The organism is Pseudomonas sp. NPDC096925, assembly GCF_044762545.1.
Classification (GTDB): Bacteria; Pseudomonadota; Gammaproteobacteria; order Pseudomonadales; family Pseudomonadaceae; genus Aquipseudomonas.
The window spans coordinates 104,569-123,865 of record NZ_JBIWEM010000001.1 but is presented as its reverse complement, the minus strand read 5'-3'; the positions used below and the strand labels follow the sequence as shown (position 1 = coordinate 123,865).

Annotated in this window: 16 protein-coding genes, 1 tRNA gene and 2 pseudogenes; 8 read left to right on the top strand and 11 right to left on the bottom strand. The window is 65.0% G+C overall.

The genetic code is table 11. The features are described from left to right. Nucleotides 1-53: 53 nt before the first annotated feature. Nucleotides 54-572 carry a GNAT family N-acetyltransferase gene (locus tag ACIQYU_RS00630; protein WP_375149712.1) on the bottom strand — a complete coding sequence of 173 codons (519 nt, stop codon included), beginning with the start codon at nucleotides 570-572 and terminating at the stop codon, nucleotides 54-56. Between the two features lie 175 nt (nucleotides 573-747). Here ACIQYU_RS00630 and ACIQYU_RS00625 point away from each other — a divergent pair. After that, nucleotides 748-1,008, top strand: a pseudogene (locus ACIQYU_RS00625) (DUF3422 family protein); the annotation flags it as partial. 69 nt (nucleotides 1,009-1,077) lie between these two features. Here ACIQYU_RS00625 and ACIQYU_RS00620 read toward each other — a convergent pair. From ACIQYU_RS00620 to ACIQYU_RS00595, 6 genes are all read right to left on the bottom strand, one after another. Next, a complete protein-coding gene (locus tag ACIQYU_RS00620) occupies nucleotides 1,078-3,489 on the bottom strand; it encodes a DUF3772 domain-containing protein (protein WP_233688083.1) in 2,412 nt (803 codons plus the stop codon). Between the two features lie 56 nt (nucleotides 3,490-3,545). Beyond that, on the bottom strand, nucleotides 3,546-4,604 hold the full coding sequence (gene ada / locus ACIQYU_RS00615; RefSeq protein WP_207832365.1) for a bifunctional DNA-binding transcriptional regulator/O6-methylguanine-DNA methyltransferase Ada: 1,059 nt from the start codon (nucleotides 4,602-4,604) through the stop codon (nucleotides 3,546-3,548). Nucleotides 4,605-4,752: 148 nt separating this feature from the next. Continuing rightward, nucleotides 4,753-5,379, bottom strand: a complete 627-nt coding sequence (locus ACIQYU_RS00610; protein WP_207832363.1) for a DNA-3-methyladenine glycosylase — start codon at nucleotides 5,377-5,379, stop codon at nucleotides 4,753-4,755. Nucleotides 5,380-5,467: 88 nt separating this feature from the next. Next, the gene (locus ACIQYU_RS00605; RefSeq protein WP_233688084.1) at nucleotides 5,468-6,625 is read right to left on the bottom strand and encodes an MFS transporter; all 1,158 of its coding nucleotides are present in this window, start codon (nucleotides 6,623-6,625) and stop codon (nucleotides 5,468-5,470) included. Nucleotides 6,626-6,708: 83 nt separating this feature from the next. Further along, nucleotides 6,709-6,846: a hypothetical protein gene (locus tag ACIQYU_RS00600; RefSeq protein WP_233688085.1), complete on the bottom strand. Its 138-nt coding sequence runs from the start codon at nucleotides 6,844-6,846 to the stop codon at nucleotides 6,709-6,711. A gap of 199 nt (nucleotides 6,847-7,045) precedes the next feature. Beyond that, complete coding sequence (locus ACIQYU_RS00595) at nucleotides 7,046-8,260, bottom strand: MFS transporter (RefSeq protein WP_233688086.1); 1,215 nt, start codon at nucleotides 8,258-8,260, stop codon at nucleotides 7,046-7,048. Nucleotides 8,261-8,441: 181 nt separating this feature from the next. On the opposite strand from ACIQYU_RS00595, the pseudogene ACIQYU_RS00590 reads away from it, so the two are divergent. Together ACIQYU_RS00590 and ACIQYU_RS00585 are read left to right on the top strand one after the other, a co-directional pair. Then, nucleotides 8,442-9,035, top strand: a pseudogene (locus ACIQYU_RS00590) (FecR family protein); the annotation flags it as partial. 103 nt (nucleotides 9,036-9,138) lie between these two features. Continuing rightward, nucleotides 9,139-9,215 (top strand) — tRNA-Met (locus ACIQYU_RS00585). Nucleotides 9,216-9,298: 83 nt separating this feature from the next. On the opposite strand, the gene ACIQYU_RS00580 is transcribed toward ACIQYU_RS00585, so the two are convergent. Next, nucleotides 9,299-9,913, bottom strand: a complete 615-nt coding sequence (locus ACIQYU_RS00580) for a LysE family translocator (protein WP_207832355.1) — start codon at nucleotides 9,911-9,913, stop codon at nucleotides 9,299-9,301. A gap of 246 nt (nucleotides 9,914-10,159) precedes the next feature. Between ACIQYU_RS00580 and ACIQYU_RS00575 the strand changes: the two genes are divergently transcribed. Continuing rightward, nucleotides 10,160-11,077, top strand: a complete 918-nt coding sequence (locus ACIQYU_RS00575; RefSeq protein ID WP_233688087.1) for a LysR substrate-binding domain-containing protein — start codon at nucleotides 10,160-10,162, stop codon at nucleotides 11,075-11,077. Here the strand turns inward: ACIQYU_RS00575 and ACIQYU_RS00570 are convergent. Next, a complete protein-coding gene (locus ACIQYU_RS00570; RefSeq protein WP_207832351.1) occupies nucleotides 11,017-11,598 on the bottom strand; it encodes a D-Ala-D-Ala carboxypeptidase family metallohydrolase in 582 nt (193 codons plus the stop codon). The genes ACIQYU_RS00575 and ACIQYU_RS00570 overlap by 61 nt on opposite strands. Before the next feature lie 67 nt (nucleotides 11,599-11,665). Here ACIQYU_RS00570 and ACIQYU_RS00565 point away from each other — a divergent pair, with 67 nt between their 5' ends. Beyond that, nucleotides 11,666-12,823, top strand: coding sequence for a hypothetical protein (locus ACIQYU_RS00565; protein WP_207832350.1), 1,158 nt, complete (start codon nucleotides 11,666-11,668; stop codon nucleotides 12,821-12,823). 54 nt (nucleotides 12,824-12,877) lie between these two features. On the opposite strand, the gene rimI is transcribed toward ACIQYU_RS00565, so the two are convergent. Continuing rightward, nucleotides 12,878-13,333, bottom strand: coding sequence for a ribosomal protein S18-alanine N-acetyltransferase (gene rimI, locus ACIQYU_RS00560; RefSeq protein WP_046616794.1), 456 nt, complete (start codon nucleotides 13,331-13,333; stop codon nucleotides 12,878-12,880). Continuing rightward, the gene (locus ACIQYU_RS00555) at nucleotides 13,330-14,115 is read right to left on the bottom strand and encodes an energy transducer TonB (RefSeq protein WP_207832348.1); all 786 of its coding nucleotides are present in this window, start codon (nucleotides 14,113-14,115) and stop codon (nucleotides 13,330-13,332) included. The genes rimI and ACIQYU_RS00555 overlap by 4 nt, the downstream gene beginning before the upstream one ends. 285 nt (nucleotides 14,116-14,400) lie before the next feature. On the opposite strand from ACIQYU_RS00555, the gene mksB reads away from it, so the two are divergent. From mksB to mksF, 3 genes are read left to right on the top strand one after another with little or no spacing between them, the layout of a single operon-like run. Beyond that, the gene (gene mksB, locus ACIQYU_RS00550; protein ID WP_024086237.1) at nucleotides 14,401-15,690 is read left to right on the top strand and encodes an Mks condensin complex protein MksB; all 1,290 of its coding nucleotides are present in this window, start codon (nucleotides 14,401-14,403) and stop codon (nucleotides 15,688-15,690) included. Further along, nucleotides 15,680-16,387 (top strand): Mks condensin complex protein MksE, encoded by a 708-nt coding sequence (mksE, locus tag ACIQYU_RS00545; protein ID WP_063911191.1) that lies wholly within the window; start codon nucleotides 15,680-15,682, stop codon nucleotides 16,385-16,387. The genes mksB and mksE overlap by 11 nt, the downstream gene beginning before the upstream one ends. Further along, on the top strand, nucleotides 16,384-19,218 hold the full coding sequence (mksF, locus tag ACIQYU_RS00540; protein ID WP_063911190.1) for an Mks condensin complex protein MksF: 2,835 nt from the start codon (nucleotides 16,384-16,386) through the stop codon (nucleotides 19,216-19,218). Before mksE ends, mksF begins: the two co-directional genes overlap by 4 nt. Nucleotides 19,219-19,297: the final 79 nt, after the last annotated feature.

Genomic DNA, 19,297 nt, shown 5'->3' with positions numbered 1-19,297 from the left:
GAAGAGGCCGGTGCAGGCAACACATGCCATGCGGCCCATTCGCCGGCAAGCCCCTACCCCAGGCGGTGATACACAACCGCTTCATGGCCCGGCTTGTTGTCGAGCAACTCGAACCCTAGCCCGACGACCTTGAACCCCACCCGGCTCAACACCTTGGCGGACGCAATGTTCCGCTTCAGGCAACTGGCCGCCAGGGTATGGATCCCCAGCTCATCAATGGCATACCGGCAAACCCGGCTGGCAGCCTGGGTGGCATGGCCATTGCCCCAGAACGCCTTGCCCAGCCAATACCCCAGCACCGGTGCTGCACCGCCCAGCTCCCGCAACGAAATCACCCCCATCAGCGTTCCCTCATCACGGCAGCAGATCCCCCACACCACCCCTTCCCTGGCCGCCCAGAGCCGTGGGTGCCGGCCAATCCAGGCACTCGCCAGGCCTGGCGGGTAAGGAAAGGGAATGAGCGAGGTCATCTGGGCGATTTCCCGGTCCTGCAGCAAGCCCTCGATGGCAGACGCATCGCGCTGGGCGAGGGGGCGAAGCTGCAAACGTGGCGTATACAGTGTGGGTTGCATTCGGTTCTCCCTGCTCGTCGAATAGCTACTGTATGCGCAATCTCGCGGTAGCTGCCGGCTGCGCTGCGACAATATGTGTCACTGGAAATGTGTCACCAACAGGTAACTTTCACGGCCCCCGGCAAAGTCCCACTCTCTGGTCCCCCCAAAATCACAACACCAGGCCGGACCACCCATGCACCCTCAACGCACCGCCTTGCACAATGAACTGCACGCCCGCCCGTCGCTGTATTTCGACGGCCCGGCGCATGTCTTCCACCTGGCCTTGCTCGGCGGCGACGCTGCTGCCCGGATGCCCTGGACACCGCAACCGCCCAGGGCATCACCCGCCTGGATGGGCATCCGTTCAAGTGGGAGCGGCACACCGAGTTCTTCACCCTGCCCCTGGTGGTGCCCTGCACTGCAGCCGGTGCTGGCCGAGGCTATCGCCCCGCAACCCACAGGTACTGCGTATGGCTTGAAGGCGACGCGGCCCTTGTGAGAGCCGGCTTGCCGGCGATTGGCTTCACACCGACTCGTCAGCCGAGCGATTGCCCTCTTGCACCAACACCATGCTCTGCGGCGACGACAAGGAAATGCCTTCATCACGCAGGCGCCCAAGAATGGTGAACAGCAGGTCGCTACGGGTACCAGACACCTGCCGCGGCCCCGCCACGTAACCACTCACGCCAATCACCATCCCGCTGCTGGTCAGGTCCTTGAACGACACCGAGGTGGCCGGCGCATCCAGAATCGCCTCGTGCTCCTGGTAAGCCGCCAGCAGCAATTCACGCACGCGGTTGGCATCGGTCTCCAGCGGCAGCGTCAGCGTAATGCCGACCACGCCCAAGGCATTGCCCATGGTCACGTTGCGCACGTTCTGGGAAATGAACTGCGAGTTGGGCACGATTACCGTCGAACGGTCGGACATCTGGATCTCGGTGGCACGCACGTTGATACGGCGAATGTCGCCCTCGACGCCCGCCAGGCTGACCCAGTCGCCCACCTTCACCGGGCGCTCGGTCAGCAGGATCAGGCCAGAGATGAAGTTCTGCACGATCTGCTGCAAGCCGAAACCGATACCCACCGACAGGGCACTGACCACCCAGGTCAGGCTGGTGAGGTTGATGCGCAGGGTCGACATCACCAGCATGGCCAGGAAGATGAAGCCCAGGTAACCCACCAGGGTCACCAGCGAGGCACGCATGCCGGCGTCCATGTCGGTTTCCGGCAGCAGGCGATCGCTCAGCCAGCGCTTGACCACGCGGATGGCGAACAGACCGCCGAGGAACATCACCACCGCCAACAGGATGTCCTGGGGGACAATGTTCATGTTGCCGAGCAGCTTGCCGCCGGTTTCGTCCCAGTCGCCCAGGCTCAGCAGCAGCTCGCTGGGGCTGGTGCCCGACGGCATCAGTGCCAGCAGCAGTGCCAGGAACAGCACCACGGTGCGGCCGATGCCGGCCAGGATGGTGCTGGCCTGGGCCTGGTGACGCGGCGCCAGGCCCAGGGTCGAGGCCAGCGCCAGGCCGCCTGGTTGGCGGGGCGACAGCAGGGTTTCGCACAGGTCGCCAAAGAAGGTGGTCAGCAGATAGGCACAGGTGACCACCAGGCTGACCCACAGCAGCTTGGCAGTGAGGAAGTAGGCGAGTGTCAGGTAACCGGTGAGCAGGGCCATCAGGATCAGCGTCAGCCAGATCACCATCACGAACGGGATCAACCCGGCCAGGCCCGTGGGCTGTTCCAGGTCATGCTTGCGCAGGGTACGGCGGTATCGCAGCAGTGCACAGGCGAAGGTGACCGCCACCACCAGCGCGGTCAGGCCGTTGACCGCCACGGTCAGCGCCAGGCTGGCACCGATCACGCTGTTGATGCGCTCCATGGTCATCATGACCATCAGTGCCAACGCCAGCACCTTGGGGAACCAGCCCAGCGCGCTGGCCACTTCGTCGTGGATCGGCGGCAAGCGCCAGGACGGGCGTTGCAGCATCAGCATGGCGCGGCCCAGACCAGTGATGAAGGCGCTGAACACCACCAGGGCGAGCACATGGTTGGCCAGGCTGGCGATATCGGAGCCCAGCTCGGCGCTGCTCTCCAGCCCCCAACGCAGCAGCGAGACCGAGCCGGCGATGGTACCCAGGGTTGCCAGGCTCACACCCAGCGCCAACGCACTGCGGCGCAGGCGGCCTTCGGGTAGCCAGCTGACCATGGCGTTGGCCAGCAAACGCTCGAGCACGCGGCGCACCAAAGTCCAGACCAGGATTGCCGCCACCAGGCTGGTAATGAACAGCCAGCGGTGTTCGGCGCTGAAGGCACTGCCGATGGCATCGGCCGTCTCGCCACGCAGGTCACGCAGGCGCCCCACATCGTCCTGGGTGGGACGAATGATGCTCTGCCAGAATGCCGGGCTCAGCGGTGAGGCCGCGCGGCTGGTGATCTGCGAGTTGAACTGGCTGCGCCGCAGGTTGACGATTTGCGTGGACAGGTCGCGGGCCGATTGGGTCAGCTTGGCAGCCTGGTCCTGCTGGGCTACCAAGGCCTTCTTCTCGGCTTCCAACGCTTTACGCTGCTGGGTCAGGGTGGCGGCCTCGTCCGGCTGGACCGGGCCGATAACCTTGAGCTGGTCGTCGACTTTTTCCACATCCGTGGTGCGCAGGGCAGTCAACGCATCGGCCTGGCGCTGAACCTGCATGGCGCCCAGGCGCAGTTGCGACAGCAGATCGTCGTTGGCCTCGTTGGTGACCCCCTGACGGATCTGGTCCAGCCGCTCGCTCAGTTGCTCGAAGCTGGCGTTCTCATCCAGCACGGGCGCTTCGGCAACCGCCAGGTTGGACAAGGGTGTGGCCGGGGCCGACCAGGCCGGGCTGGCGAGCGCCAGCATCAGGGCCATCAGGACCATAAGGCCTGGACAATAACGGGCAAGGCTGACACGCCTCATCGAATATTCCTCTTTACAATTCGATTTGGCGGCGGATTCTACTCGGCTTCACGCGATCAGGAGAGTGCCGTTTCTCGCTTGAGCAGTTGCTGTTTGCGCTCGACGCCCCAGCGGTAGCCGCTGATGTCGCCGTCCCGACGCACTACCCGATGACAGGGGATGGCCACGGCGATGTGGTTGGCCGCGCAGGCCATGGCCACCGCGCGCACCGCCTTGGGTGCACCGATGCGCTCGGCGATGTCGGTGTAGCTGACCCGGCTGCCGGCCGGCACCTCGCGCAGGGCCTGCCACACCCGTTCCTGGAAGGCCGTGCCTTGCACATCCAGTGGCAGGGCCAGGCCCAGTGCCGGCGCTTCGACGAAGCCCACCACTTCGGCAACCAGCCGTTCGTAGGCGCTGTCGCCGCCGATCAGCCGGGCCTTGGGGAACTGGTCCTGCAGGTCGTGCAGCAGGGCCTCGGGGTCGTCGCCCAGCAGAATCGCGCAAATGCCCTTCTCGCTCTGGGCGACCAGGATCGCACCCAGAGAGCACTGGCCGAGAGCGAAGTGGATGGTTGCCCCGGCGCCGCCGGCGCGGTATTGCCGCGGACGCATGCCCAGGCGCTGGTCGGCGCTTTCGTAGAAGCGGCTGTTGGAGTTGTAGCCGGCATCGTAGATGGCATCGGTGACCGAGCGCTGGCCATCTTCCAGGTGCGCGCGCAGGCGCCGGGCGCGGAAGGCGGTGGCGTAGGCCTTGGGGGTAAGCCCGGTTTCGGCCTTGAACAGGCGGTGCAGGTGGAAAGGGCTGACAGCCAGTTGGGCGCTGAGTTGGTCGAGGCCGGGGGCGGGGTCGCTGGCTTCGATCAGGCGGCAGGCGCGGGTGATTAACTGGCTGTGGCGGGTGGCGCTGGGGTTGCTGGTGGCGGTGCAACGTTTGCAGGCGCGGTAGCCGGCGGCTTCGGCGGCGGCTGGGGTGTCGTAGAACTCGACGTTGGTTCGCTTGGCAAGGCGTGATTTGCAGCCGGGCTGGCAGTAGATCCCGGTGGTGCGCACGGCGTAGACGAAGTGGCCGGTGGCGGCGGTTTCGCGGGATTCTACGGCTTGCCAGCGTTGGTCGGGGGTGGTGTAGGGGTTCATTGGTCAGCTTCCAGATAAGTTGTCGCCTGTGCCGGCCTCTTCGCGGGCATGCCCGCTCCCACAGGGATCGCATCTGCCTTGAAAATTGCGCTGTACCTGTGGGAGCGGGCAAGCCCGCGAAAGGGCCGGTGCAGACCATGCAAAAACCTCAGGCCCGCCACAGGTACCAGGCCGCCACGGTGCGGTACGGCCGCCAACCGCCGCCCAGCGAACGCATCTGCGCCGGCGTCGGCGCCGTGTCCAGCCCCTTCATCCGCCGATACCCCTCGCGCACGCCAAAATCGTCCACCGGCAGCACGTCCGAACGCGCCAGGCTATAGATCAGCAACATCTCCACCGTCCACCGCCCTACCCCGCGCAATGTCACCAGCCGTTCGATCAACGCCTCGTCAGACATGGCCAGTGCCTCTTCCCGGGTCGGCACCACACCCTCCAGACGGCCCTGGGCAATGCCCTGGATCGTCGCCAGCTTGCTCGCGGAAAAACCACAGGCGCGCATGGTTTCCGGTGTAACCGCCAACAATTGCTCGGGCCCTGGGAACGCAGCCTCCGGGAACAGCGCCAGCAAGCGCCCAAGAATTGCCTCGGCAGCACGGGCATGCAGTTGCTGGTAGGCGATCGCCCGCACCAACACCTCATAAGGCTCCCGCCCCGGCGTGGCCTGGTGCAGGCAAGGCCCGGTCGCTGCGATATGCCGTGCCCAGTCCGGGTCCAGCGCCGCCAGGTATTCGGTGGCCTCGCGGTAGGCGTCAGGCGAAAGGTCGGCCAGGATCATGGAACCTCCATCAAGTCGATTGCAGGTCCAGCTTAGCGCAGCCGCTCATCGGGCAAACGCCGGTTCTTGCGCAACCAATTCCTGACCGTCAGTCGGCAATCATCCGCAACCGCCCCGCGCGCCGGTAGGACTGCCGGGCAAAGCACACGAACAACCCGGCCATCAGCGCCAGTGCGATGGGCAGACCATGCGGCGCCACATCCATCGCCGCACCGCTCACCAGCGGCCCGACCAGGCTACCCACGCCCCACAGCAGCCCCACGCTGGCATTGGCGGTGACCAGGTCCTGGCCCTTGAAGCGCTGCCCGATCAGCACCAGCGCCAGGGTGTAGATACCCCCTGCCACTGCGCCCAGCAGCACCAGCAGCGGCCACAGCAGCCAGGTCATGTTCAGCAGCCAGGGCAGGCCGATACCGATCGCCATCGCCAGCAGCCCGCATACCAGGTGCAACCCGGTGCGCTCCACCCGGTCGGCCAACCAGCCGAGCGGCAACTGGAACACCATGTCGCCGGCAAACACCACGGTCACCATCAGCGCCGCCACACCCACGGCAAAGCCATGGCTGGTGGCATACACCGGCAGCAGCGACAGCACCACGGCATCGAAGAACGAGAAGAACAGCACCGCCACGCACAACGCCGGCGCCACGCGGAAGAAACCGGCCAGGCCGAAGCTCTTTTCACCCTCTTCATGTTCCACATGGTCGTTGGGCACGGTCAGCACGATGCACAGCAGCGCCAGGCCATAGCAGGCGGTGACCACAGCGGTGATCCATGGGCTGTCGGCGCCCAGCACCGCCAGCATGGCCGGGCCGAGCACCTGGAAACCGGTAAAGCTGGTGGCGTACAGGGCCATGATCTTGCCGCGGTTGTGCTCCGGGCACAGCTCGTTGACCCACGACTCGCCGAGGATGATGGCGATCCCCATGCCCAGCCCCAGGCCCAGGCGCAACAGCGCCAGCAGCCACAGCGAGCCGAACGACGACTCGAGCAAGGCAATGCTGAGCGTGCACAGGCTGAAGCACAGCAGGTAGATGGTGCGCCGGGTGAGGTGGCGACAGCAGGCGTCGACCAGGAACGCCGAGAGCATCATGCCCGCGGCGGGTATGGCCGAGATGATGCCGATTTCCAGGGTACTTGCACCGGCCTCATGCAGGCGCAACGACACCAGCGGCAGGCTGGCCCCCAAACTGAAACCCACGACCGAAACGGCGAACAACAAGCCCGCCAGCAAACGCATGTTCATGTACCACTCCTTGCAGACCGAAAAGACGTGCAGACACAGGCGCGCACGCCAGGGCGGCGAGCGACGCGTAAGCGCAGATCAGTTCAGGCGAGGTGTGGCGAGAAGGTGAAGGCAAACAGCACGCTGCGGCGACGCTTGAGCACCGTGTCGCTCGGCCACGCACGACGCAGGGCCTGGAGGGCCGGCTGGCGGGTGTTTGGCAGGGACTGGGTACGGCACATTGCTTTGGCTACTACGCAGGTGGTCTGGAAAGAGGCGGCACTCTAGGCCAAGGGTGTCAGGCCGTCAATCGTCGGGGGCCGCTGCGCCCCGTCGCCGGCAAGCCAGACTCCTACAGGGACTGCGCATGGCTTGAGGCCGATGTGGTCGAGGTGGGGAGCTGGCTTGCCGGCGATGGGCTGCAAAGCAGCCCCGGCAATATCAGCGCTTACCGGTACTCGGCAAGAACACCGCCAACACGCCGAACAACGGCAGGAACGAGCACAGCCCATACACATATTCGATACCGCGCAGGTCTGCCACATACCCCAGCAGCGCCGCGCCAATACCGCCAAAACCGAACATCAGCCCGAAGAAGATCCCGGCAATCATGCCCACGCTGCCCGGCACCAGCTCCTGCGCATACACCACGATCGCGGAAAACGCCGAGGCCAGGATAAAGCCGATCACCACGCTCAACACCGTGGTCCAGAACAGGTCGGCATACGGCAGCACCAGGGTGAACGGCGCCACGCCAAGGATCGAGAACCAGATCACCGCCTTGCGCCCGATCCGGTCACCGATCGGTCCGCCGAAGAAGGTTCCTGCCGCCACCGCACCGAGGAACAGGAACAGGTGCAGCTGCGAACTGGCCACCGACACATCGAACTTCTCGATCAGGTAGAAAGTGAAGTAGCTGGTGAAGCTGGCCATGTAGAAGTACTTGGAGAACACCAGCAGGCCCAGCACGATCAGCGCCACGATCACCCGCCCGCGGGAAATGCCGTGGATCGCCTGCACTGCCTTGCGCGCCTTGGCCTGGTTGAGGTGCTCCTTGTACCAGCCACGCAGCATCAGGGTGACGCCGAGGAAGAACAGCGCAGCCAGGCCGAACCAGGCCACGTGGCTCTGGCCGAACGGAATGACAATGGCCGCCGCCAGCAACGGGCCCAGGGCCGAGCCGGTGTTGCCGCCGACCTGGAAGGTCGACTGGGCCAGGCCGAAGCGCCCACCCGAGGCCAGGCGCGCGATACGCGAGGTCTCCGGGTGGAAGGTCGACGAGCCGATACCCACCAGCGCCGAGGCCAGCAGAATCATCGGGAAGCTGCCGACGAAGGCCAGCATCACGATACCCACCAGGGTGCACAGGGTACCCAGCGGCAACAGGTTCGGTGCCGGGCGGCGATCAGTGAAGAAGCCGACCCAAGGCTGCAGCAGCGAAGCGGTGATCTGGAACGTCAGGGTGATCATGCCGATCTGGGCGAAACTCAGGTCGTAGTTGGCCTTGAGCATCGGGTAGATCGCCGGCAGCACCGACTGGATCAGGTCATTGATCAGGTGCGCCAGGGCGCAGAAACCGATGATGCGCATCACCAGCGGCGTGGCTTGGCTCGACGCCGCACTGGTGGGCGCCGTGGAGGCGCTACTGATAGCCATGTGCCGACTCTCCATCCGTAGTTTGGGATCCGATTATCGGGAAACGAATAGATACTTAGCTACCTTTTTTATTCATCTGTCGCAGCGCACTTGTAAATGCTTCTCAATATAATTAGCATCATCGGCCCATTCCCCTGTCATCGTTGGGCGAAACGGCCCCTATCGCGAGCAGACCGAATTCATGAGCCCGATGCCCGCCAGGCAATTGCAGCCGCCGACCACTCGCCCCCGCCCGCGCCAGATCAATGCGCGCCGCAGCCACTTGGGCAAATGGCTGGCGCTGCTGTTCCTGCTGGGGCTGGGCGCTGCCGCATACCTGTACTGGCCGCTGATGCAGCGCCTGGGCAGCCAATTGCATACCGATGCAGGTGAACTTCGCAGCCTGCGCCTGGCCGATGGCACCACTCTGCACCTGGATAGCGCCAGCGCGATGAACGCCGACCTGCGCGGCAGTACACGCGAACTACAACTGGTGCAGGGCCAGGTGTACCTGGAAGTGATGCTCGACGGCCGGGCCATGGAGGTGACAGTGGGCGATGCGCGCATTCAGGTGTTCGGTACCCGCCTGCAGGTCGCCCGCCATGCAGGCCATGACGAACTGGTGGTGCTCAGTGGCCAGGCAATGGTTATCCAGGGCGGCGAACAGCGCTTGGTGTCGGCGGGCGAGCGGGTAACCTTCGATGGCTCGCGTATCGGCCCGGTGCGCAAAGCCGACCTCAAGGCCGTCGGCAGCTGGCGCAACGGGCACCTGAAAGCCAGCGACATGCCGTTGGGCCACGCAGAAAGCGGGCCTGGCCGCTAAGTTTTTGAAAGCGTGCAAATTTTTTTTGAAATGAGTGTTGACAGGGGGGCCGTTCAAGAGAATAATGCGCGCCATCGGCTACATAGCTCAGTTGGTTAGAGCATAGCATTCATAATGCTGGGGTCCGGGGTTCAAGTCCCTGTGTAGCCACCAAACAAGACAAAGGGCTTACCGCAAGGTAGGCCCTTTTTCTTTGCCTGCGAAAAATACCACAGGCCTGCCCTCTTTCTCCCGCCTCAACGCATGCCGGTAACAGCCACGGCCAGGCCAAGCCCTATCAGCGCCACACCGATCACCCGGTCCACCAGCATCTGCCGCTCGATCATCGCCTTGCGCAATGCCGTGCTGGAGAAGAACACCGCCACCAGGCTGAACCACAGCCAGTGAGCAACGGACATGAAAGCGCCGTAGGCAAAATCCAGCACCAGCGGGCTACCGGGCTTCACCACCTGGGTGAAGGCGCTGATGACGAACAGCATGGTCTTGGGGTTGAAGGCGTTGGTCAGAAAGCCCGTGCGCAGGGCCTGCGTCACGCTGGCGGCGGATGCAGCGCCCCCGTCGAGGCTGATGCGCCGGGTGTTGGTGAGCGACTGGTAGCCCAGATAAACCAGGTAACCCGCGCCTAGCACTTTCATGCCCAGGAACAAGGCCGGGCTCTGGCTGATGATCACCGCGATGCCCAGCACCGTGTACAGGACATGCACCTGCACCCCCAATGCAATGCCCACGGCGGCAGCCAGCCCGGCCTTGCGGCCTTGTGCATAACTACTGCGGGTGACCATGGCGAAGTCGGCACCAGGGCTGATGACGGCGAGCAGGGTGAACAGGGCGACGGCGATGAGTTCGGTCATGCTGGTGGCTCTCGATAGGCGATGGAAATGCACAGACCGCGCAATTATCGAGAGCTTATAGCCCGGGAAAAATCGATTTATAGTGAAGCAAATCTGATAGCTTTCCTCACAGTTATATAGAACCTGTGCCGGCCTCTTCGCGGGTAAACCCGCTCCCACAGGTGATGCGCCGCCCTCAGGTTCGGAGAAGTTCCTGTGGGAGCGGGTTTACCCGCGAAGAGGCCGGTACAGGCAACCAGGGATGCCATGAAACTGCCCCCACTCAACGCCTTCCGCTACTTCGACATCGCCGCCAAAACCGAGAGTTTCGTGCGCGCCGCCGAGCACCTGCACGTCACCCACGGCGCGGTCAGCCGCCAGGTGCGCCTGCTTGAAGAAAGCCTTGGCGTGGAGCTGTTCGAGCGCCGCAACCGGGCCATTTTCCTCACCCCTGCCGGTCGCGCCTTGCAGGGCACCACCCAGGCGATCTTCGAGCAGCTCGAAGGCGCCGTGCAGCGTTTGCAGCAACAGGCCCGCGACAACGTGCTGGTGCTGTCGTGCGAACCGACCATTGCCATGCGCTGGCTGATCCCCCGCCTGCCCCGCTTCCATGCCGCCCACCCCGACCTGCAGTTGCACCTGGTGGCCGCAGGCGGGCCCCTGGACTTCGCCCGCAGCGGTGTCGACCTGGCAATTCGCCGCGACGACTTCCACTGGGACAAGCAGCTGTACAACCAGAAAATCTGCGACGAATGGATCGGCCCGGTGTGTCACCCCACCTCCCCCATCCAGCTTGAAGGCCAACGCCTGCTGCACAGCGCCACCCGCCCCGGGGCCTGGCCCACCTGGCTGCGCCTGAGCGGCCAGCAGGCTCGGCACACCGAGCGCAGCGACTTCGAGCATTTCTACCTGTCGATTCAGGCTGCCAGCGCCGGCCTGGGCCTGGCCATGGCCTCAGCCCTGATGGTGCGTGACGAACTCGACAGCGGGCAGTTGCAAGCGCCATTCGGCTTTGTACGCGACGGCTCGGCCTACCACCTGCTCAGCCCGCAGCCCTTGGAAGACGGCGGCAGGCGCCAGCGCTTCGCCGCATGGGTGATGGGCGAATGCCGGGGCTGCCTGGCTCAGCTGGGCTTGATACAGAACGACGAACCCGAACGGCCATCACCACCCCAGGTGCGGTAACCCGCGGTATCTACATGAATACGCCCGGACGGATAGCGCCCCAGGCCCATGTTCCAGGCCTGGCCATACTGCTGCCAGAAACGGCACAGCGGGTTGGGGTCCGCCCAGGCGGGTAGCAGGATATCGACGGCGAAGGCACGGGTGTGGGCGCTGTTGGCTGCCCCGCCGGCGCAGACGTTCAGGCGTGGGTCGCGGTAGGCCGAAACCACCTCGAACTGGCGCAGGATGCCCTGGTCGTCGAGCGTCTTGATCAGCGAGAGCGTCGAGCGCACTGCAGGCCAGTTGCTGGCAGGTGGCACGGCGAAGGGTGACGCGTGGCACAGCTTCCAGTCCGAGGCCGAACGCAGCAACTGATGGATCGGTACCACGCCATACAGGCGCGCATCCACCAGCATCTCGCGAAACGGCCGGGTCTGATGGTCCCCGGCCCATTGCGCGAACAACCACAGATCACGCTCATCGGCCTGCGCTGCAGCACACAGCATGCCCAGTGCCAGCGCCAGCCATCCAGCCCTTTTCATCCCTGCTCTCCCTGCCACAGTATGTGCAACACTGCCGAACACGGCAGCGCCCAACAAGGAGTTAAGCATGCACAAGATTGCCTTACCGAGCCTCGCCGCCCTGGCCTTCAGCGGCCTTGCCGCCGCCGACGCGCGCATCGACCTGGGCGACGCCCAGCGCGTTACCCGCCTCTTCGCCTTCCCCAACAACTGCCACGTGATCTGTTATCGCGACTGGACCCTGGAGCAAACCGTCGAACACTACCTGACCCAGAGCGTACGCCGCGACGGCCATGCCGCCGCCCAGGTGCATGTAAGCCGCGACAATGACCGCCTGCACGCAACCATCAGTGGTGTACCCGCCAGCTATGCCAAGCCGCTGCGCAAGCTGCTCGACAGCGGTGAACTGGCCTATCAGGGGGCCACCCGGCTGAACAAGGACGGCAAATGGTCCTACGACTGGTACCTGTTCCTGCCACTGGGCATGGCCCTGCAGAACCGCCGCAGTATCGAACTGCTGCACTTCCCGCCGGACTACTCACTGACCCAGGCCCAGGACTACCTGCGCTCCAACACCACCGACCGCTGGGCCGAGCTGCTGACATTCAACGGCGTCGACGCCAGCCAGACCCCGGCCTACCAGACCATCATCGATATCGCCCCCATCGCCGCACCGGCCAGCGCGGGCGAAGCGCTGAAGGACACCTACAGCTACTTCAAGGACTACCAGCTGCGCATGGTCAGCGAGATGACCCTGCAGAACCCCGCCAGGCCCCTGCCGATGGTGGCCTTCGGCGCGCCGGTACGCAGCTGGATCCAGCAACAGTACGGGCCGCAGGTGGATGTGCTGGGCCTGGTCAGCATCAGCCCGCAGCCAGGGGCCAAGGTGCCGGTGCTGGGCGCCAACCACCCCAGCGCCATCTGGTACGCGGCGAACAAGGACAGCCACGGTGGCAACGAGGATGCAGCCAATGCCGCCGGCTTGAAAATGATGGGGCAGGACCTGACCGCGGCATGCTGGCAGGCGGGGATGGGGCGCAATCAACGGGCCGATGCCAAGCTGACGCTGGACGCCTGCTCGACCAAGTGGCAGGTGACGCAGAAGAAACAGACCTGCGAGCTGTTCTTCCGCACCGTGCGCAAGTACACGCCAGAACAGGCGGCAGCCAAATGCAATACCGGCAGCGTGACCCGAAGCCTGCGCGACCTGGCCAAGCCGATAGAGGCTCAGCCGCAGGACCTGTGACCGGCATACCGTCTCTTCGCGGGTACGCCCGCGAAGGGGCCCGTGCAGGCCTGCTCAGTCTTCGAGCAGGGTACAGGCCATCACCAGCGCATCCTCGCGGCCGCCGGCAACCGGGTAATAGTCGCGGCGGCGGCCGATTTCGTTGAAGCCGTAGCGCTCGTACAAGCGGTAGGCCGACTGGTTGCTGGCGCGCACTTCCAGGAAGCATTCGCGGCCATTGAGCTGGTAGGCCCGGGCCATCAGGTGTTCGAGCAGACGCAGGCCCAGCCCGCGGCCCTGGTTTTCCGGTTTGACGGTAATGTTGAGCAGATGTGCCTCGTCGATGATCACGTTGATCACGCCATGGCCCACTTGCTGCTGACCGTCGAACATCAGCCAGACTTCGTACGATTTGAGCGCATCCTGAAAGATACCTCGGGTCCAGGGATGACTGAACGCGGCATATTCGATCTTAAGTACGGCATCCAGATCCGCCTCGGTCATCGGGCGGAAACTGATCGAGTCACTCATTCAACGCTCTTCCAGCGCGCCATCAGCTGGCGCATGGCTTTCCAGACGTCCGCCTTGCGCTGCGGCTCGTCCATCAACAGTTCAAGGCCCGGCAAGGCCCAGGCTTCGCCCAGGCCCTCGAGCTTCAGGGTTTGGTAATAGGCATCGCCATCGGCATTGGCGGCAAAGCGCAGCGCCGGCAGGCCGATCAGCCACAGGCAGGTGCACGGGGCGTCCTCCAGGCGCGCCTGGACAAAGCCCTGGACGAAATCGCGCGCAGCCTCCGGGCCCTGGTCCATGTTGCCGCGCACCAGCAGCGGCCAGCGCACCGGCTCGCCGATGATCTGCGGGGCATCGGGCAGGCCGGCGGCGCGCAGCATGTCCTTGAGCAGCAGATAGGACGGATCGCGGCTCTGGAACGGCTGGCCGGTGGCCAGTTCAACCAGCAGCAAGCAACTGCCAGCGCGCAGCAACTGCAGCGAGAAGCGCGGGGGCGGCACCGGGGCCGGGCGCGGTGGTGCGGCCTGCTCCTCGGTCTCGGCGGGCTTTGCGGCAGGCTTGGGCGCACTGCCCGGGCGCGGAATCTCGATTTTCGGCCGCTCGCCGGAACGGGCCTGAGGGGCGGCGGGCGCCTCGTTGGCAGCCGGTACCGGCCTGACGTCGAAATCGGGGGCCTCGACCGGCGCCACCGGCAGCAGCAGCTCGGGGCGCGACGGTGCAGCGAACGGCAGTTCGGCGCGCGGCAGCCAGTGCACCACTTGCATGGCGGAAAGGTAGGCGCGGCGACGGGGTTCGGTGAGCAAGGGGCGGGTTTCCGAGGGGTGGAGACAATTGACCATTCTAACGCCGTTGGCATTCGAGTGCCGCAACTGGTCGGCGGATTTTTGTTGCCTGTACCGGCCCTTTCGCGGGTGAACCCGCTCCCACAGGGCCTTGTGCAGTACCTGTGGGAGCGGGTTCACCCGCGAAAGGGCCAGTGAATCCCCTACAAGGATGATGGATATCTCTCATTACAGACCAAGGGGTGAAAACCTCCCCCCCGGATGCAGTACAATCGCCCCCTTTTTCTTGGCAACGAGTCGAAGCCAATGATCGAACCCAAGCGCGTCCTGCGCGCCCTAGCCGAACACTGGGCCCTGATCGAGCCGCTGTGCGAGCGATTCGACCAGGGCACCCTGAGCCTGGTCGAATTGCGTCAGCATGTGGCCCGCCAGCAGGTCGAGAGCACCCCGCAGGACATCACCCAGCTGCTCGACGTGTGGATCCGTCTGGATATCCTGGTCCCGGTGGCCAAGAGTCCGAACCGTTTCGAGCTCAACGCGCAGATCCACGACTTCCTCGCCTACCTGCGCCGCGAACACCGGCTGGGCCTGTGCCTGGAGATCGAAGCCTACCTGCGCCACCTGGAACGCCTGGCCGGGCATATCCAGGACGCCTTCGACAACCGCGACAGCGACGACCTGGCGCGCCAGCTGCGCCTGCTCGACATGCGCGTGCGCGATGTACTGAAGAAGCTCGACAACGACGAGCAGGCACTGGTGGCCGTGGCCGAGCGGGCCAAGACCAGCAACCGCCAGATCCCGCTGCGCCAGCGCTATGCCGAAGTACTGGCAACCTGGGACGAGTACGTCGAGCCGATGATCCAGCTGGTCAACGCCGACGGCGCCTTCGAACAGGGTGTACGCAAGGTCGAGACCGTACTGCTGAAGCTGCTGGGTGAACAGGCGCGCCTGGGCCACCTGGTCGACGACGACATGCTGCTGCGCACCCACGCGCGCATCCTGGAAATGCAGACCAGCGCCCAGCTGACCCTGCGCCACGCCCGCGAACTGCTGCTGCCGCTGCGCGAAGAGGCCCGCCGGCACAACGCCGTGACCCGTGGCGCCGCACTGGCCCTGTCGGTGATCCGGCGCAAGGGCATCGACGCCGTGCCGCAAGCGGCCATGCCGATGTTCACCCGCCCGCAAAGCACCTTCCTCGGCAGCGCCAGCCAGGTCGAGGCCTATGTCTACGCCCTGGCCCGCTTCGAGCCCAAGCCGGCGCGCTTCCCCAAGGCCCACAAGACCCAGTCCGGCGCCCTGCCCCGTGCACCGCGCACGGTCAAGGAAATGGCCGAACGCTGCGAACAGGCCCTGCCGCTGCCCGACCTGATGGTCTGGTTGCTGGAGCAGGAACCCGAAGGCGCCACCGACGAGCTGCTGTACTGGTTCTCGCGCCTGTCGCGGGAAAAGCGCTTCAAGCGCGAACGCCTCGACCGCCGCGAGTACATCACCCAGGAACACCTGGTCAGCCTGCGCTCGTTCGCCCTGACCTCCAGCCGCGAAGACGCCGCCAGCGCGCCTACCGAATCCAACGCGAGCCCAGCCCATGCATCTTGATCTTTCCGAACTGTCCCAGCTCGCGCCGATCTTCCGCGAGCTGTTCAAAGGCTTCCACGTCAGCCGCCGCGATCCCGAGCTGTACGCCCAGCTGTCGAACTTCCAGGACCAGTACCGCACCCTGTTCAAGGCCTTGGGCTTCGAACTGGTGTGCGACACCCGTGGTTTCTACTACTTCGTGCCGGACATGACCGCCGCGCAGGTCAACAAGACCGCGCAGCGCCTGTCGCTGTTCACCTTCATCCTGGTCGAACACCTGGCCGACCAGGGCCGCGACCCGATGGCCGTGCTCGATGGCGGCAGCATCGGCCGTGACGAACTGCCCTCGCTGCTGGACAAGTACCGCGACCTGTTCCTGCAGGCCGAAGTGCAGACCGTGGACGAGCTGGAAGAAAAAATCCTGCGCCGCATGACCCAACTCGGCTTCGCCTTCGAGGAAGGCGGCATCTACCGCTTCCTGCCACCGATGCACCGCTTCCTCGACGTGTGCCTGGCCGTGCAGCAGGACCGCGACCTGGCGGCCACCCTGCACAGCGACCTGCCGCTGCCGACCCCGGTACTGGTCGAGGAAGAAAGCCCCGAAGAACTCAACCGCACCGACGACCCGCTCGACCTCAGCCCGTTCGAGGGCGAGGAAAGCGAAGAGCAAGCCCTGGCCCGGGCCATCCGCGAAGAGCAACAGGAGATTGACGCATGAGCCAGGAACGCTACGGCATCCGCCGCTTCGCACTGCTCAACACCGCCGGCTACAGCCTTGGCCTGTTCCCGCTGGAACACCCGCTGTCGGTCTACGGTGCCAACAACCTGGGTAAATCGGCGTCGATCAACGCCCTGCAATTCCCTATCCTGGCGCGCATGTCGGACATGAGCTTCGGCAAGTACAGCCTCGAGCAGTCGCGCCGCTTCTACTTCGCCAGCGACACCTCGTACATTCTCTGCGAGCTGAGCCTGCCCCACGGCCCGCACGTGATCGGCGTGGTTGGCCGCGGCCCGGGCGGCGGTTTCGGCCACCAGTTCTTTGCCTACAAGGGCGAACTGGACCTGGCCCACTACCAGAAGAACGACACCTGCCTGCGCCAGAAAGAGCTGTTCACCAACCTTGAGCGCCTCGGCATCAAGGCCTACGAGCTGAAGCCGGATGAACTGCGTCGTCTGCTGGTCGGCGGCCACACCTCGGTGCCGCTGGACCTGACCATGATCCCGCTGCGCTCGACCAGCGAGCAAAGCCTGAAAACCTTCCGCGCGCTGTTCATCAACCTGCTGCACATGCGCGAAATCACCGCCGCCAAGCTCAAGCAACTGTTCCTCGATGCCTTCGAGCACAGCCTGCGCTCCGGCAGCGTCGACTACATCGCCGCCTGCGAGGAAGCCTTCCGTGACGTGCGCCGCATGGAGCAGGACTACAACGCCCTGGTCGCCGCCGGCCCGCTGGTCGAGGCCCTGGCCGGTGGCGTGGCCCAGCGCGACATCCTGCGCGGCAAGCTGCACCGCATTTCGCCAGTGCTCGACACCCTGCTGGGCACCTGGCAGGAATACGCCATGGCGCGCAAGGAAGAGCTGGTGATCCAGGCCGAGCACTACCGTGGCGAGCAGGACCGCCTGCAGAACGACCAGCGCGGCGGCACCCAGGAGCTGATGCGCCTGGAGCGTGAAATCACCGGTATCCAGCGCTGGCTGGGCGAGCTGTCGGTGCTCAAGCACCGCTTTGCCCTGGTCGATGACGTCAAGGTGCTGGAGCAGCAACTGCTGGCGGCCAAGGACGCCCACGACGAACTGGCCGGTGCCCTGGCCCAGTCGCGGCAGTTCAGCGCCGAAGACCTGGACGAACGCGTGCGCGACCTGGAAAAGCGCCTGAAGCAAGTCAAGCAGCAGCTCGACCACGCCGACAACAACAGCTATGCCCGCCTGCGCGAAGAGTTTTCGCAGCAGGACGTCGACCGCCTTATGCGCCTGTTCAACGGCGCGCTGTTCAGCCTGCCGCTGGGCGACCGTGGCATCGAACTGGACGACAGCGACCTGTGGGTAAAATCGCTGGAAGCGGTGCTCGACGGCTTCAAGGGCGAACGTTTCGAAGCCCCAGGCCTGTCCATCGACCTGTCGCACATCGACCCACCGGCGCTGCAGGCCTTGGCCGACCGTGCCGCCCTGCGCGACCAGAAGGAGCGCCTGGAAAAAGAGCTGAAGCAGCTCAAGACCCAGCAAGCCGTGGCCGCCGACCGCTCCGCCTCCAAGGCGCAGACCGAAGCCCTGTACCAGGAAGTTCTGGACGCGCAGAAAGCGCTGGAAGACTTCCGCCGCAGCGAAACCCTGGCCGCCGAAGAGCCCGAGAAGCTGGAACAGCTGTCGCAGCTGGAAGCCGCCCAGGACGAACTCAAGCGCTCCAGCGACGCCTTCACCGAACGTGTCCAGCAACTGTCGGCCAAGCTGCAGCTGGTCGGCCGGCAGATCGGCGACCTCGAGGCCAAGCAGCGCACCCTGGAAGACGCCCTGCGCCGTCGCCAGCTGCTGCCGGCCGACCTGCCCTACGGCACACCGTACATGGAAGCCATCGACGACTCGATGGACAACCTGCTGCCACTGCTCAACGACTACCAGGACAGCTGGCAGAGCCTGCAGCGGGTGGACAACCAGATCGAGGCGCTGTACGCCCAGGTGCGCCTGAAAGGCGTGGCCAAGTTCGACAGCGAAGACGACATGGAACGCCGCCTGCAGCTGCTGGTGAACGCCTATGCGCACCGCACCGACGAAGCCCTGACCTTGGCCAAGGCCCGCCGCGCCGCGGTCACCGACATCGCCCGGACCCTGCGCAACATCCGCAGCGACTACGACAGCCTCGAGCACCAGCTGGCCCTGTTCAACCGCGAGATCAACAGGCGCCAGGTATCCAACCTGGAGAGCTTCCGCGTGGTGCTGGCGCCGAACAAGGAAGCGCTCAAGCATATCGACCAGATCATCCACAGCGCCGGCCAGTACGAAGAAGGCGAAACCCTGTCGGTATTCGACCTGACCCAGAGCGCCGAGCAGGACAACAAGAACGAAGAGGCCAAGGAATACCTGGCACGGCTGGTGGCGGCCAACCACAACCAGCTGGGCCTGAAGGACCTGTTCGAGCTGGCGTTCGAGATCACCAAGGTCAACGGCCAGCCGGTGATCCATGCCGACATCGACGGCGCGGCATCCAACGGCACCACCATGACCATCAAGGCGCTGACCAACATGTACCTGTTGCTGCACCTGATGGACCGCGACCTGGCCGGGCGCATCCGCCTGCCGTACTACCTGGACGAAGCGGCGGACATCGACGAACGCAACCAGGCTGCGCTGCTGGAAACCAGCCTGCAGCTGGGCTTCGTGCCGATCCTGGCGAGCGTGAAGCCGCAGGTGTCGGCGCGGGTGGCGATCGACCTGGAAGGTGGTAGCGGGCCGAATGGCATCTACATCGACGAGGCGGACTGGAAGTTCATCAGCCGTCGGGATGAGGTGAAGGCGGTTGTGCGTGAGGATCATCAGGCCGAGGAATTGGCCTGAGGTAATTGGGGCCGCTCCCACAAAGGTCCGGTGTACGCCGATCAATGTGGGAGCGGCCTTGTGTCGCGATAGGAGGCCG